Origin of the sequence: Micromonospora sp. M42, assembly GCF_000568915.1 — a bacterium.
Classification (GTDB): Bacteria; Actinomycetota; Actinomycetes; order Mycobacteriales; family Micromonosporaceae; genus Micromonospora; species Micromonospora chalcea.
Map to the genome: position 1 here is coordinate 1211336 of NZ_KK037233.1, position 13769 is coordinate 1225104.

Consider the following 13769-nt stretch of genomic DNA (forward strand, 5'->3'; position numbering starts at 1 on the left):
GGTCGACGGCGCCGAGACCATAGCCGCCATCCTCCACCCCGACGCGCTCCCCGCCGCCGCTCCCAACGCAGCCCGCCGCATCACCTGACCCCCCGGCCCCGGCCCGGCCCCGGCCCCGGCCCCGGCGATCTTGCACTTCCTGCCCGGGCAAAGTGCGGAAACCGGTCATCCGAGGGGCAGCAAGTCCATGATCAACGTGAGGGCGGGCCGTCGCGCGGGCATCGAGTTCAAGGTCGGCGGAGGGCACTCGGCGCGGCGGCGAGGGGCGGCTGCGGAAACGCGGACGCCGCCCCCGTGCGATGGGGACGGCGTCCGGGTGAGCGGGGTCGGTCAGGTCATGTCGTCGTAGCGGCGTTCGATCGGCTTCGGGGCGACGACGGGCTCGGGCGCCCCGATCGGCTCGGACGCCTCGATCCGGCCCCCGGCGGGCACCGGCTCGGTCGACAGGTCCAGCGGTGACACCTCGTCGTCGGCGATGCCGGCGTAGACCTCACGCCCGCGACCGCGCCGCTTGTCGTTGATGAACGCCACCCCCACCGCGGCGAAGTAGAGCGCGCAGAGGCAGATCGCCAGCGCGGTCATGCCGAACGGGTCGGGCGTCGGCGTGACTACGGCGGAGAACGCGAAGAACACGAACACCGCCACCCGCCACCAGCTGAGCAGCCGCTTGGCGCTGGCCAGGCCGACGAAGTTGAGCATCAGCACGATCAGCGGGAACTCGAACGCCACCCCGAACAGCAGGATCAGGTTCGTGACGAACCCGACGTAGCGGGTGATGTCGAGAGTGGTGGTCACGTCGCCGCCGCCGGAGACGTTGAGCAGGAACTCCAGGCCCTTGGACGTGACGAAGTACGCCAGCACCGCGCCGGCCGCGAACAGCGGGGCCGCCAGCGCGGTGAAGAAGTACGCGTACCGCCGCTCGTGCCGGTGCAGGCCGGGCGCGATGAACGCCCAGAGCTGGTAGAGCCAGATCGGCGCGGCGATGATCAGGCCGACCCAGAGGGCCACCTTCATCTGCAGCAGGAACAGGTCGGCGGGACCGAGCTGGACGAAGTTGCAGTTGCCGTCGATCAACCGCGCCTTGGGCAGGTCGCAGTAGGGCTTCTGCAGGATGTGCAGCACCGGCCCGGACAGCCAGACGCCGAAGCCGAAGCCGACCAGGATCGCCAGCGACGCGCGGAACAGCCGGTTGCGCAGCTCACGGATGTGCTCCATGAGCGTCATCGAGCCGTCGGCGGCCCGCGCGAAGTTGCTCGGGCCGCGCTTCTTCAACCCGAAGGCCACGGTGGTTGGGGCCCTCTCGGATCAGTTCTCGCGGACGCGCTGCACCGGGTCGGCCGGCGGCGCGACCGGCTGCTGCGGCTGCGGCGTGTACGGCTGCTGCTGCGCGTACGGCTGCCCCTGCACCGGCTGCTGCGGCGGGAGCGGCTGGTAGCCGGCCTGCGCGTCCGCCTTCTCGGCGAGGTTACGGTCGTCGTCCTGCAGGCTCTTGGTCTCGGCCTTGATGATCCGCAGGGATCGGCCCAGCGAGCGGGCCGCGTCGGGGAGCCGCTTCGCGCCGAACAGCAGGATCAGCACGACCACGAGTACGGCGATGTGCCACGGCTTGAGGGCACCCATGGGAAGCTCCAGTCGCTCTGTGTCGGTGAGGGTGGGTCGCCGCCCATCGTACGTGCGTCGCAGCGGCTTGCCACCCCGGTGGGCCTGCTGGTGCGGGCCCGATCGGTGAAGTTTCGACCAACCCGAAGTGTCCCGTCAACCGTCCAGGTCCGCGCATTTCTGCGCGCAACCGCCCGGTTACGCGCAAACGACGCTCACCGGGCCGGGGGCCCTCGATCAGTCGCCGCGCTTGGCCTTGATCAACGTCATCCGCTCCTGCGCGACGACGATCCGTTCCTGGAGCGACTCGGCCCGCGCCTGCAGCTGTTCGGCGGCGGTACGCAGCGACTCCGCCTCGGCCGCCCGGCGCTGCAACGCCAGCGCGGAACGGCGCAGCCCGGACAGGCGGCTCACCACCGGACGGACCGCCAGCGCCAGGACGACAAGCGCGAACAGCACGACTCCGAGCACGATCCACTTCACCACGGCGGTCAGCCTATCGGGTGACGCCGGCGGCCGCCGGGTCGGCGGTGCCGGCCGGGGTCGCGTACGCGTCGAGCGCGGCCACGGCCTGGGCGCGTACCTGCTCGGCCAGCTCGGCCGGGGCGACCACCGTCACCTCCGGGCCCAGCCCGAGCACGAACCGCCGGGCCCACCCGAGGTCGGTGACGCGCAGCGACACCAGCCACTGCTCGCCGTCGGCCTCGACGCGCTCGCACGGATAGTATTCGGTGATCCACCGCTCGCCCCGGCCGATCCGCAGCGTGATCAGCGGCAGGTCGGCCGACGGGCGGAACACGCCGTCACTGAGGTCGTGCGGGCGGGCCTGCGGCGGCACGACCGCCTGCTCCGGCAGCTCGGCCACCGCGTCGATCCGGTCGGCCCGGAACAGCCGCACCGCCTCGGCACGGCGGCACCACGCCTCCACGTACGCCCGGCCGCCGACCATCAGCATCCGCAGCGGGTCGATGGTGCGCTCGGTGGTCTCGTCCCGCGCCGCGGTGTAGTAGGTGATCCGCAGCGCCCGGCCGCGCTCGACGGCGGCGCGCAGCTCGCGTACCCGGGCGCTGTCGCCGGGCAGGCGGACCTCCACCGGCGCGCCGGCCAGGTCACCGGCGGCGTTCTCGATCTTGGCGAGCGCCCGCTCGACCGCCTCCCGGTTGGCCACCCCGGGCGTCTCGGCGATCATCCGCAACGCCACCACCAGGGCCAGCGCCTCGTCGGGGGTGAGCCGCAGCGGCCGGTCGATGCCGGCGTCGTAGGTGATGGTGACCCGGTCGCCGTCGAACGCCATGTCGATCAGGTCACCGGGGCCGTAGCCGGGCAGCCCGCACACCCAGAGCAGTTCCAGGTCCTCCCGGAGCTGCTTCTCGGTCACCCCGAGGTCGTGCGCCGCCTCGGCGATCTCGATGCCGGGGCGGGCCAGCAGGTAGGGCACCAGGTTGAGCAGCCGGGCCAGCCGGTCGGCGGAGGCACGGCCGGCGCGGGCCGCCGGGCGGGTCACCGGGCACCCCCGGCGGTCGCCAGCTCGTCGTGCCGGGCGGCGACCTCCTTCAGCCGCTGGATGACCGCCTCCCGTACCTCCGGTGGCTCCAGGACCCGCACGTCCGGGCCGTACCCGACGATCTGGCCGGCGAGGTAGTCGGCGTCGGCGTACGGCAGCACCAGCCGGTCGCCGTCCGGGCCGGCCTGGCACTCCACCGCCCAGCGGCGCAGCCCGGCGGCGCGGCCCGGAGTGGCCAGCACCGTGGCCCGGCCGGTGCGCTCCACCGGCCCGGACCAGCGGGCCACGTGGCTGATCAGGTCGACGCCGACGGGCGGCTCGTAGGCGCCCGGCTCGCCGGTCGCCCGGACCGTGCCGACCACCCGGGACAGCCGGAAGCAGCGGGTCGCCGCGCGGTCCAGGTCGTGACCGACGACGTACCACCGGCCGCGCCAGCAGACCACCCCCCACGGCTGGAGGCGGCGCCGGGTGGGCGCGTCCCGGTCCGGCACCCGGTAGTCGAAGCTGACCTCGCGGCGGTCCCGCGCAGCGGCGGTCAGCGGCGCGAACGCCGGGGTCGACCGTGACCATGGGCTCCAGGCCGAGCGTGGCCTGCGGGTCCACGTCGATGCCGGCGGCGCGCAGCTTCGCCAGCCCGGACGACGCGGCAGCGGCCAGCCCGGCGTGCTGCCACAGCCGCGCGGCGATGCCCACCGCCGCGGCCTCGTCCGGTTCGAGCGGGATGTCGGGCAGCGCGTAGGCGCGCGGCGCGATCCGGTAGCCCGGCTCGGCGTCGAAGACGCTCGCCGTGCCGGTCTCCAGCGGCACGCCCAGCTCACGCAGCTCGGCCTTGTCGCGCTCGAACTTGCGCTGGAACGCCTCGTGGTCCTTGGCGTCGTCCGGGTCGTGCTCGTAGCCGGGCACGGTCGCGGCGATCTGCGCGGCGGTCAGGAAGCGTCGCGTCGACAGCAGGCAGATCACCAGGTTGACCAGGCGTTCGGTACGGGTCCGGGACACGTGCAAACGCTAGCAGCCCGCGCATGGCGCGCGGGCACCCGCGCGGCGCGGCGCGGAGGTGTTCCCGACCGGCGACGGGCATCGACCGGTCATAGGGTGAGCGCATGGTGGAAGCGGAGGTCAAGACCGAGAGCGTCGGCACGGTCGTGGTGGCCGGCGCGGCGAACCTCGCCATCGCCGTCGCCAAGCTGGTCGCGGGCCTGATCTCCGGCTCCGCGGCGATGCTCTCCGAGGCCGCCCACTCGCTCGCCGACACCACCACCGAGGTGCTGCTCTATCTGGCGCTGCGCCGGGGCGCGCGGCCCGCCGACACCCGGCACCCCTTCGGGTACGGCAAGGAGAGCTACGTCTGGGCGTTCCTCGCCGCGCTGTTCACCTTCGTCGCCGGGGCCGGCTTCGCCATCACCCACGGCGTCACCACCATCCTGGTGCACGAGCACAGCGGCGAGTACCTCGTCGCGTACGTGGTGCTGGCGGTCTCGTTCGCCATCGAGTCGGTGTCGCTGGCCCGGGCGGTGCGGCAGGTGCGCGGCGAGTCGCGCCGCTGGGGCACCACCCCTCGCCGCTACCTGCGCCTGACCGCCGACACCACGGTCAAGGCGGTCTTCCTGGAGGACAGCGCCGCGCTGGTCGGCCTGCTGATCGCCGCCGCCGGGCTCACCCTGTCCCACCTCACCGGCGACGAGCTGTACGACGGGATCGCCTCGATCCTCATCGGCGTGCTGCTGCTCGTGGTCGCCGTCGTGCTGGCCCGCAGCAACATCTCGCTGCTGGTCGGCCGTTCGGTCTCCGACCGGCTGCACCGGCGCATCGAACGGGAGCTCGCGGACGTGCCGACCGTGGACCGGATCGACACGCTGATGACCATGTTCCTCGGCCCCGACGACATCCTCGTCGCCGCCAAGGTCGACTTCCACGACGACGCCACCGGCGCCGACATCGAGGCCGCCGCCGACGAGGCCGAACGCCGGCTCACCGGGCGCTTCCCGGAGATCGCGTACGTCTTCCTCGACCCCACCCGCTCCCGCACGGCCGGGCGGCCCGCCCGCACCACCCAGGACGAGACGGGTCGCCCGCTCGACGGCGACACCTGACCCGCCCCCGGCCCGCCCGCACCCCGGCCGATACCGTGCACCGCATGGTGCGATGGCGGTCCGGCACGGTCACGGCGGTACGGCGACGGTGGTCCGGCGCCGTCGAACTCGACGTCGACCTGCCCGACGGCGTCCGGATGCGCGCCCTGGCCTACCCGGCGCTGGTCGGCGAGCCGGAGCCCGGCGACCGGGTGCTGCTCAACGCCGGGGCGCTGCTGATGGGCCTCGGCACCGGCGGCTACGCGCTGGTCGTCGCGCTGCCCGACCGGCTGCCCGCCGACCCGCCGCAGGCCGGCGACAGCCGCGACGCCGGGCACCTGGTCAAGGCCCGCTACACGCCGCTGCAGCCGATCCTGCTGGGCGTGGACGAGGAGGCGTCGCCGCACCACGAACTGCTCGCCGCCGCCGAGTCGGTCGACGGCATGCCGGTGGTCACCGCCGACCTGCACTCCGCGCTGCCGGCGATCCTGGCCGGGGTACGCGCCGACGCGCCCGACGCCCGGGTCGCGTACGTGCTCACCGACGGCGGGGCGCTGCCCGCCTGGTTCTCCCGCACCCTGGCCGGCCTGGCCGGTCACCTCGTGGGCACGGTGAGCGTGGGCCAGGCGTTCGGCGGCGACCTGGAGGCGAGCACGCTGCACAGCGGCCTGCTCGCCGCCCGGCACGTACTCGGCGCGGACCTGACGATCGTCGCCCAGGGCCCCGGCAACCTCGGCACCGGAACCCGCTGGGGCTTCTCCGGCGTCGCCGTCGGCGAAGCCGTCAACGCGGTCGCCACGCTGGGCGGGCGCCCGGTCGGCTCGCTGCGCATCTCCGACGCCGACGCCCGGCCCCGGCACCGTGGCGTCTCCCACCACAGCCTGACCGCGTACGGCCGGGTCGCGCTGGCCCCCGCGGAGCTGGTGGTGCCGGACGGCCTCGACCCCGCCCTCGCGGCGGAGGTCGCCGCGGCGCTCGCGCCGCTGGCCGACCGGCACACGATCGTCACAGTGCCCACCGACGGCCTCGACGCGGCTCTGCGGGCCGGCCCGGTCGGCCTGTCCACGATGGGCCGGGGCCTGGACGCCGACCACGCCTACTTCCTGGCCGCCGCTGCCGCCGGCCGCCACGCGGCCCGCCTGCTGGGCTGAGCCCCGCCGCCCTCAGATCGCCAGGTAGCCGTTCGCGACCAGGTGGTCTGCGGCCCGCGCGAACACCTCGGGATCCTGCGGCGTCCACGTGCCCAGCCCGTCGACGTAGCGGTTGAACATGCAGAACGCCGCCGCGATCAGCACCGTGTCGTGGATCTCCAGGTCGGTGGCGCCCTCCGCGCGTGCCGCCTCCACCAGCTCGGTGGTGACCTCCCGGCCGCTGCGCCGGACCGCGGCGGCGATGTGCAGCAGCGCCCGCAGCTTCGCGCCGACCGGCGCGGTCGCCACGTCCGCGCGCACCCGGTCGACGAACTCCATCCCCGTGGGCAGCTGCGCGGCGGCGAACGCCGCGTGTGACGAACAGCAGAAGTCGCAGTCGTTGAGGCCGGAGACGTACGCCGCGATCAGCTCCCGCTCCCCCGGCGTCAAGGTGGGATGCGGAGCGCGCAACAGCACCTCCGCCAGCTCGCCCAGCGGCTTCGCCGTCTCCGGACGGAACCGCAGCGGCCCCTGGATGCCCGGATAGGCCTTCTCGTCCAGCCCGAGATCGATGTGTGCGATGACGTCACGCTCCCCTGTCCGTGCCGGCCCGGTCACGCCGGCGGCCCGCCGTCCAGAGTGCCGCCACCCCCGCCGCCCGGGCCAGACACCGGAGACAGGTCAGCATGATCGAAGAACCAGGGCCCCACGCGGCCTCCCCATACTGTCCGGGAAATCGACTCCGGCCATCCCGTCACCGCCGTCCGCGCCAGGCAGCCGCGCGGGAAACGCGGCTGGCCGCCGTTAGGAGGCGACCCCCCATGGCACTGCGACAACTCCCGAACGCGGCCCCCGACGCCGGGATCTCCACCCACCGCCCGCCGCATCCCCTCCGACTCGCCCTGATCAGCGCGGCGGCCGGCGTGCTGCTGGCCGTCCTGTGGTCCTTCGAGCTCGTCGACAAGGTCATCGGCGACAACGTCGCCAACACCGTGCTCGGCCACGACGCCAAGGAGACCGCCATCACCGGCGCCGTCGCCGGGATGCTCTTCGCCTTCGTCTCCGGCTTCGCCGGCACCTTCACCGCCTGCAACATCGCCGTGGCGGCCTCGGTCGGGCCGATGAGCCAGGTCTCCGGCGCCGACCCCGCCGGCGGCACCCGGTCCGCGCTGCGCGCCCTGCTGCGCCCGGTCGGCTGGCTCGCGCTCGGCATGGTCGTCGTCTCGGCCGCCTACGGCATCATCGGCGTCCTGCTCGGCGACCGGCTGCCCCAGCTGTCCACCGAGACGGTCGGCACCGTCCCGGTACGCCTCATCCAGTCCTCGGTCGTCTTCGGCGTCATCGGACTCGCCCTCACCTACCTCGGGCTCGCCGCGCTCAAGCTCGTGCCGGACATCTTCGCGCACCGGCCCGTCGCCCGGGTGATCACCATCGGCGCGCTCGTCGGCGGGTTCCTCGTCGGCCGCCCCTACCCGATGTTCAACAAGCTGTTCCACTGGGCCGTCGACACCGGCAACCCGCTCTACGGGGCGCTGGCGTTCACGCTGCAGTCCCTCGGGAACATCCTGCTCGTCACGGCCGTCTTCGCCCTGGCCGTGGCGATCAGCCGCGGACGCTTCCTCGCCTGGATGGCGGACCCCCGCCGCGCCGCCGCCGTCACCGGAGCGCTGCTTGTCGCGCTCGGCGTCTTCACCGTCATCTACTGGGACATCCGGGTGCCGGCCATGTTCGGCTTCGGCTGGTTCCCCCGGATGCCGTACAACTGAGCCGAACTCAGCCGAGCAGCAGGATCAACGCCAGCCACCCGCCGACGATCAGCACCAGCGCCGCCGCCAGCACCCACGTCGGGACCGTGTAGTCACCGCGCCGGTTGCGCTCGATCTCGGCCCGGATCTTCTCCCGGCGGCGATCGATCCAGTTGAGCTTCTCGCCGCCGTCGCGGCCGGAGGACGTCTCACGGTCGGGGCGACCGGCGGATTCGGAAGTGTTCATCGCGACGACAGCCTACCCGTGCCACGGGCGGCCGGTGCCGGGCACCGGCCGCCCGTGGGCGGTCACATGCTGGCGATCAGGCGCTCCACCCGCTCGTCGTAGGCCCGGAACGGGTCCTTGCACAGCACCGTGCGCTGCGCCTGGTCGTTCAGCTTCAGGTGCACCCAGTCCACCGTGAAGTCACGCCGCTTCTCCTGGGCGTGCCGGATGAACTCGCCGCGCAGCCGCGCCCGGGTGGTCTGCGGCGGCGTCTCCTTCGCCTCGAAGATCTCCGGGTCCGTGGCCACCCGGTCCACCTCGCGGCGACGCTCCAGCAGCCCGTACAGGCCGCGCCCACGCCGCAGGTCGTGGTACGCCAGATCCATCTGCGCCACCCGCGGGTGCGACAGCGGCAGGTCGTGCTTGCGCTGGTACCGCTCGATCAGCTTCAGCTTCGTGACCCAGTCGATCTCCCGGGCCACCGGGTCCAGGTCGCCGGTCTCGACCGCGCGCAGCACCCGCCCCCACAGGTCGACCACCCGCTTCGCGGTCTGGTCACCGCCCCGGCGCTCCACGAACTCCGTCGCCTTGGCCAGGTATTCCTGCTGGATCTCCAGCGCCGAGACCTCCTTGCCGGCCGCCAGCCGCACCTTGCGCCGGCCGGTGATGTCGTGCGACACCTCGCGGATCGCCCGGATCGGGTTCTCCAGCGTGAGGTCCCGCATCACCACGCCCGCCTCGATCATCCGCAGCACGATGTCGGCGGTGCCGACCTTCAGCAGCGTGGTGACCTCGTTCATGTTCGAGTCACCGACGATCACGTGCAGCCGGCGGTACCGCTCCGCGTCCGCGTGCGGCTCGTCCCGGGTGTTGATGATCGGCCGGCTGCGGGTGGTCGCCGACGAGACGCCCTCCCAGATGTGCTCGGCCCGCTGCGACAGGCAGTAGACCGCGCCGCGCGGCGTCTGCAGCACCTTGCCCGCGCCGCAGATCAACTGCCGGGTGACCAGGAACGGGATGAGCACGTCGGCGAGCCGGCCGAACTCGCCGTGCCGGGACACCAGGTAGTTCTCGTGGCAGCCGTACGAGTTGCCGGCCGAGTCGGTGTTGTTCTTGAACAGGTAGATCTCACCCGCGATGCCCTCGTCGTGCAGCCGCTTCTCCGCGTCGACGAGCAGCCCCTCCAGGATCCGCTCACCGGCCCGGTCGTGCGCCACCAGGTCGGTCACCGAGTCGCACTCCGGAGTCGCGTACTCCGGGTGCGAGCCCACGTCCAGATAGAGACGGGCGCCGTTGCGCAGGAACACGTTGCTCGACCGGCCCCACGACACCACCCGCCGGAACAGGTACCGCGCGACCTCGTCGGGGGACAGTCGGCGTTGCCCGCGATAGGTGCAGGTGACGCCGTACTCGGTTTCGAGGCCGAAGATTCGCCGCTCCATGATGAGACATTAGCCGCCCGGAGCCTCCGATGGGCATCGCCGACGCTCACCGCTTGCGATCTCCCCCGCGCGGACCGCAAAGCCGGCGGCCTCCCGTACGCGAAAGACCCCGCCACCGCGACGCGGCGACGGGGTATTTCGCGCAGGTGTCACTCGGCGGGCTTGTCCTCCGCGTTGCCCTCCAGATCGGCCGAGCCCGCCGACGTGGTCGGCTTCTTCGCCTCCTCCGTCGGCACCGTCGGCGTCTTCGCCCGGCCCGGCGCGGGCGCGGTGTCGGCCTCCGCGTCACCGTCCAGCAGCGCGGTCAGCGCCGCGCCGGTGACCCGCCGGAACGTACGCCCCACCCGGCGCCGGTCCAGGACCGCAACCTCCAGCTGGTTCGCGGCGATCGTGCGGGCCGCGCCGCCCTCGCCGCCGACGCTGCTCAGCGCCTTCATGGCGGCGCGGACCGCCTCCGACAGCGACATCTCCGGCCGGTGCTCGTTCTTCAGCACCCCGCTGATCGCCTCGGCCTGGCCGCCCATCGCCATCCGGCCCGGCTCGTCGTTCACCGAACCGTCGTAGGTCACCCGGTAGAGGGAGTCGTCCTCGGGCGTGGCGCCCACCTCGGCCACGCAGATCTCCACCTCGAACGGCTTCGACTGCTCGGTGAAGATCGCGCCCAGCGTCTGCGCGTACGCGTTCGCGAGCGCCAGGCCGGTCACGTCCCGCCGGTCGTAGCTCAGGCCGTTGAGGTCGGCCATCCGCACGCCCGCGCGACGCAGGTTCTCGAACTCGTTGTACCGGCCGACGGCGGCGAAGCCGATCCGGTCGTAGATCTCGCTGACCTTGTGCAGCGTGCTGGACAGGTTCTCGGCGACGAAGAGCACCCCGCCGGCGTAGCTCAGGACCACCGCGCTGCGGCCCCGGGCGATGCCCTTGCGGGCCAGCTCGGAGCGGTCGCGCATGATCTGCTCGGGCGAGGCGTAGAACTGCATGGCCACGGCGGCGGTTCTCCTTCGGACCTGATGGTGCGGGACTGCTGAGTCGGTGGACGGGAAGCGGGATCAGCCGCCGGGGTTCTCCATCCGGCCGGCCACCACGCTCTCCGCGATCGCCGCCGTCTCGGCGTCGGTGAGCCGGTGCGTGCCCTCGGCGGTAGCGGTCATCACGACCGGGTAGATCCGCCGGGTCAGGTCCGGACCGCCGGTGGCGGTGTCGTCGTCCGCCGCGTCGTAGAGCGCCTCGACCGCCAGCCGCGTCGCGTCCTCGACCGACAGGCCGGTCCGGAACCGCTTCTTCAGCGCCGACTTGGCGAACAGCGAGCCGGAGCCGATCGCGTCGTAGCCGGTCTCCTCGTACGGGCCGCCGGTCACGTCGAAGCTGAAGATCCGCCCGGCCCGCGCCGGGTCGCTCGCCGCCAGGTCGAAACCGGCGAACAGCGGGACCACGGCCAGGCCCTGCATGGCCGCGCCCAGGTTGCCGCGGATCATCGAGGCGAGCCGGTTGGCCTTGCCGTCGAGCGAGAGCATCGCGCCCTCGATCTTCTCGTAGTGCTCCAGCTCCACCTGGAACAGTCGCATCAGCTCGATGCCGATGCCCGCGGTGCCCGCGATGCCGACCAGCGAGTACGCGTCGGCCGGGTGCACCTTCTCGATGTCGCGCTGGGCGATCAGGTTGCCCATCGTGGCGCGCCGGTCGCCGGCCATGACCACGCCACCGGCGGCCGAGATGGCCACGATGGTGGTCGCGTGCGGCGCCATGTCGGCGGCCATGCCGGGCGGCAGCGGCCGACGGCCGGGCAGCATCTCGGGGGCCACCTTGCTCAGGAACGCTGTGAAGGAGGACGTCCCCGCGTTGGTGAACACATCTGGAAGACGCCCGGATGGATCAAAACCCGCTGCCACGTGGTTCCTCTCAGGTACGTGATCGCCCCGGCCGGCCCCACGGGACTGTCCCGGGACCGGCCAAGACCACCGTTGCAGTTGAAGCAGAGTATCCCGCGCACCCATCCGGTGCGATCATCGCGGTGCCGACGGTTGACGGCCTGCCCGGCGCCCCGTGGGGCGAAACGGACATATGTCCTATTGGCCGCCCTTTTGTACATATCCCCTCACGAACTCCTCTGCGTTCTCCTCCAGGACGGAGTCGATCTCGTCGAGCAGGTCGTCGACGTCCTCGGTGATCTCGGCGTGCCGCTCGGCCACCTCGGGGTTCGCCTCCGCGGTGACCTCGTCGACCTCCTCGCGGGACTTGCCGGACTGGGTCTGCCCACCCTCTTGGGTCGCCATGGTGGTGCCTCCTCCACGATCGCCTGCGATCAACTTACCTCGCGGGAGCGACGAAAGGCCCGCCGCGCGCCCGGTTCCGGCACCCGACGGGCCTTCCGGCATCCGGGTCACCCGCCGGTGAGCGTCTCCAGCAGATCCTTGGCGCTCTCGCAGCGGTCGAACAGCTCACCGACGTGCGCCCGGGTGCCCCGCTCGGGTTCCATCATCGGCACCCGCACCAGCGACTCCCGGCCCACGTCGAAGATGACCGAGTCCCAGCTCGCGGCGACCACCTCGGAGGCGTACTGCGCCAGGCAGCGGCCCCGGAAGTAGGCCCGGGTGTCCTCCGGCGGCTCGGTCATCGCGGTGCGGGTCTGCTCGTCGCTGAGCATCGTCTTCATCGAGCCACGCTGCACCAGGCGGTGGTAGAGGCCCTTCTCCGGCCGCACGTCGGAGTACTGCAGGTCGACCAGCTGCAGCTTGTGCGAGCCCCAGCCGAGCTTCTCCCGCTCCCGGTAGCCCTCCAGCAGCCGCAGCTTCGCCACCCAGTCCAGCTCGTCTGCGCACTCGAACGCGTCGCGGCCGAGCCGGTCCAGCACGCTCTCCCAACGGCGCAGCACGTCGGCGGTCTGCGCGTCCACGTCCTTGCCGTAGCGGTCGTCCACGAAGGAGCTGACCCGTTCCAGGTACGCCCACTGCACGTCCAGCGCGGTGAGCTTGCGGCCGTCGCGCATCCGCATCAGGTGCTTCAGCGACGGGTCGTGGCTGACCGCGCGCAGCTCCCCCACCGGGTCGGCGATGCCCAGGTCCGCGCCGAGCGCCTTCTCCTCGATCATGGTGAGGATCAGCGCGGTGGTGCCGACCTTGAGGAACGTGGAGATCTCGGAGAGGTTGGCGTCGCCGATGATGACGTGCAGCCGGCGGTACTTGTCGGCGTCGGCGTGCGGCTCGTCGCGGGTGTTGATGATGGGCCGCTTGAGCGTCGTCTCCAGCCCCACCTCGACCTCGAAGAAGTCGGCCCGCTGGGAGATCTGGAAACCGGTCTGGCCGCCGTCCTGGCCGATGCCGACCCGCCCGGCGCCGCAGACGATCTGCCGGGTGACGAAGAACGGCGTCAGGTACGCCACGATGTCGGCGAACGGCGTCTGCCGGCGCATCAGGTAGTTCTCGTGCGCGCCGTAGCTGGCGCCCTTGTTGTCGGTGTTGTTCTTGTACAGGTGGATCGGCTGGGTGCCCGGGATGGTCGCGGCCCGCCGGGCCGCCTCGGCCATCACCCGCTCCCCCGCCTTGTCCCACCGGACCACGTCGAGGGGGTTGGTCACCTCGGGCGTGGAGTATTCCGGGTGGGCGTGGTCGACGTAGAGCCGCGCGCCGTTGGTGAGTATGACGTTGGCGAGGCCGAGGTCCTCGTCGGCGAGCGCCTCGGCCGGGTCGTACGCGGCGCCGGAGTAGGTGAACCCGCGCGCGTCGCGCAGTGGCGACTCCTCCTCGTAGTCCCAGCGGGCCCGGCCGCCCCGGTTGAGTTCCGGCCGCGCCCCGTAGGCGTTTACCACCTGGGAGGAGGTGACCATCGGGTTGGCTCCGGCCTGACCGGGCACGGAGATGCCGTACTCGACCTCGGTGCCCATGATCCTTCTGACGCTCATCGACCTGCCCGCTCCCGCTCGCCGTCCCGGTCCCCGTCATGTCGAGCGTAGTCGGCGTGACGCGCCGAGGGGGCGTGGCGGCAGCGCCGGGTCCGGTGTGGCGGCTTCCCTGCGTACGCGCGAAGGCCCGTGGCGGGTGTGCCACGGGCCTTCGTCGCA

The 13769-nt window shown here is 72.5% G+C and carries 15 protein-coding genes and 1 pseudogene; 3 read left to right on the top strand and 13 right to left on the bottom strand.

Annotated features, from left to right (window positions below; translation table 11 throughout):
* Positions 1–330: 330 nt before the first annotated feature.
* The 5 genes and pseudogenes from tatC to MCBG_RS05275 form a co-directional block, all read right to left on the bottom strand.
* Positions 331–1284, bottom strand: coding sequence for a twin-arginine translocase subunit TatC (gene tatC / locus MCBG_RS05255; RefSeq protein ID WP_043324366.1), 954 nt, complete (start codon positions 1282–1284; stop codon positions 331–333).
* Positions 1285–1305: 21 nt separating this feature from the next.
* Positions 1306–1620, bottom strand: a complete 315-nt coding sequence (gene tatA / locus MCBG_RS05260) for a Sec-independent protein translocase subunit TatA (protein WP_043324368.1) — start codon at positions 1618–1620, stop codon at positions 1306–1308.
* 216 nt (positions 1621–1836) lie between these two features.
* Entirely contained in the window at positions 1837–2085 is a 249-nt protein-coding gene (locus MCBG_RS05265) for a hypothetical protein (RefSeq protein WP_043324371.1), read from the bottom strand.
* A gap of 10 nt (positions 2086–2095) precedes the next feature.
* Positions 2096–3103 carry a helix-turn-helix transcriptional regulator gene (locus MCBG_RS05270; protein WP_043324373.1) on the bottom strand — a complete coding sequence of 336 codons (1008 nt, stop codon included), beginning with the start codon at positions 3101–3103 and terminating at the stop codon, positions 2096–2098.
* Positions 3100–4099, bottom strand: a pseudogene (locus MCBG_RS05275) (helix-turn-helix transcriptional regulator). The gene MCBG_RS05270 and the pseudogene MCBG_RS05275 overlap by 4 nt, the downstream one beginning before the upstream one ends.
* Positions 4100–4203: 104 nt before the next feature.
* Here MCBG_RS05275 and MCBG_RS05280 point away from each other — a divergent pair.
* Positions 4204–5193 carry a cation diffusion facilitator family transporter gene (locus tag MCBG_RS05280; RefSeq protein WP_043324375.1) on the top strand — a complete coding sequence of 330 codons (990 nt, stop codon included), beginning with the start codon at positions 4204–4206 and terminating at the stop codon, positions 5191–5193.
* A 44-nt stretch (positions 5194–5237) separates the two neighbouring features.
* Positions 5238–6323, top strand: a complete 1086-nt coding sequence (locus tag MCBG_RS05285; protein WP_043324377.1) for a DUF3866 family protein — start codon at positions 5238–5240, stop codon at positions 6321–6323.
* Between the two features lie 12 nt (positions 6324–6335).
* Here MCBG_RS05285 and MCBG_RS05290 read toward each other — a convergent pair whose 3' ends face one another.
* On the bottom strand, positions 6336–6884 hold the full coding sequence (locus MCBG_RS05290) for a carboxymuconolactone decarboxylase family protein (protein ID WP_043330172.1): 549 nt from the start codon (positions 6882–6884) through the stop codon (positions 6336–6338).
* 239 nt (positions 6885–7123) lie between these two features.
* On the opposite strand from MCBG_RS05290, the gene MCBG_RS05295 reads away from it, so the two are divergent.
* The gene (locus MCBG_RS05295) at positions 7124–8068 is read left to right on the top strand and encodes a hypothetical protein (protein WP_043324379.1); all 945 of its coding nucleotides are present in this window, start codon (positions 7124–7126) and stop codon (positions 8066–8068) included.
* Between the two features lie 7 nt (positions 8069–8075).
* On the opposite strand, the gene MCBG_RS05300 is transcribed toward MCBG_RS05295, so the two are convergent.
* The 7 genes from MCBG_RS05300 to dop all read right to left on the bottom strand — a co-directional run bounded on the left by MCBG_RS05300 (position 8076) and on the right by dop (position 13610).
* Positions 8076–8294 carry a hypothetical protein gene (locus tag MCBG_RS05300; RefSeq protein ID WP_030504132.1) on the bottom strand — a complete coding sequence of 73 codons (219 nt, stop codon included), beginning with the start codon at positions 8292–8294 and terminating at the stop codon, positions 8076–8078.
* 62 nt (positions 8295–8356) lie between these two features.
* The gene (pafA, locus tag MCBG_RS05305; RefSeq protein WP_030504131.1) at positions 8357–9715 is read right to left on the bottom strand and encodes a Pup--protein ligase; all 1359 of its coding nucleotides are present in this window, start codon (positions 9713–9715) and stop codon (positions 8357–8359) included.
* Positions 9716–9864: 149 nt separating this feature from the next.
* Positions 9865–10698: a proteasome subunit alpha gene (gene prcA / locus MCBG_RS05310; RefSeq protein ID WP_043324381.1), complete on the bottom strand. Its 834-nt coding sequence runs from the start codon at positions 10696–10698 to the stop codon at positions 9865–9867.
* 63 nt (positions 10699–10761) lie between these two features.
* Positions 10762–11601, bottom strand: a complete 840-nt coding sequence (gene prcB / locus MCBG_RS05315) for a proteasome subunit beta (protein ID WP_030504129.1) — start codon at positions 11599–11601, stop codon at positions 10762–10764.
* The gene (locus MCBG_RS31495) at positions 11520–11801 is read right to left on the bottom strand and encodes an endonuclease domain-containing protein (protein WP_223201082.1); all 282 of its coding nucleotides are present in this window, start codon (positions 11799–11801) and stop codon (positions 11520–11522) included. The genes prcB and MCBG_RS31495 overlap by 82 nt, the downstream gene beginning before the upstream one ends.
* Positions 11779–11985, bottom strand: a complete 207-nt coding sequence (locus tag MCBG_RS05325; RefSeq protein ID WP_030504127.1) for a ubiquitin-like protein Pup — start codon at positions 11983–11985, stop codon at positions 11779–11781. Before MCBG_RS05325 ends, MCBG_RS31495 begins: the two co-directional genes overlap by 23 nt.
* Before the next feature lie 107 nt (positions 11986–12092).
* Positions 12093–13610, bottom strand: coding sequence for a depupylase/deamidase Dop (gene dop, locus MCBG_RS05330; protein WP_036344014.1), 1518 nt, complete (start codon positions 13608–13610; stop codon positions 12093–12095).
* Positions 13611–13769 lie beyond the last annotated feature (159 nt).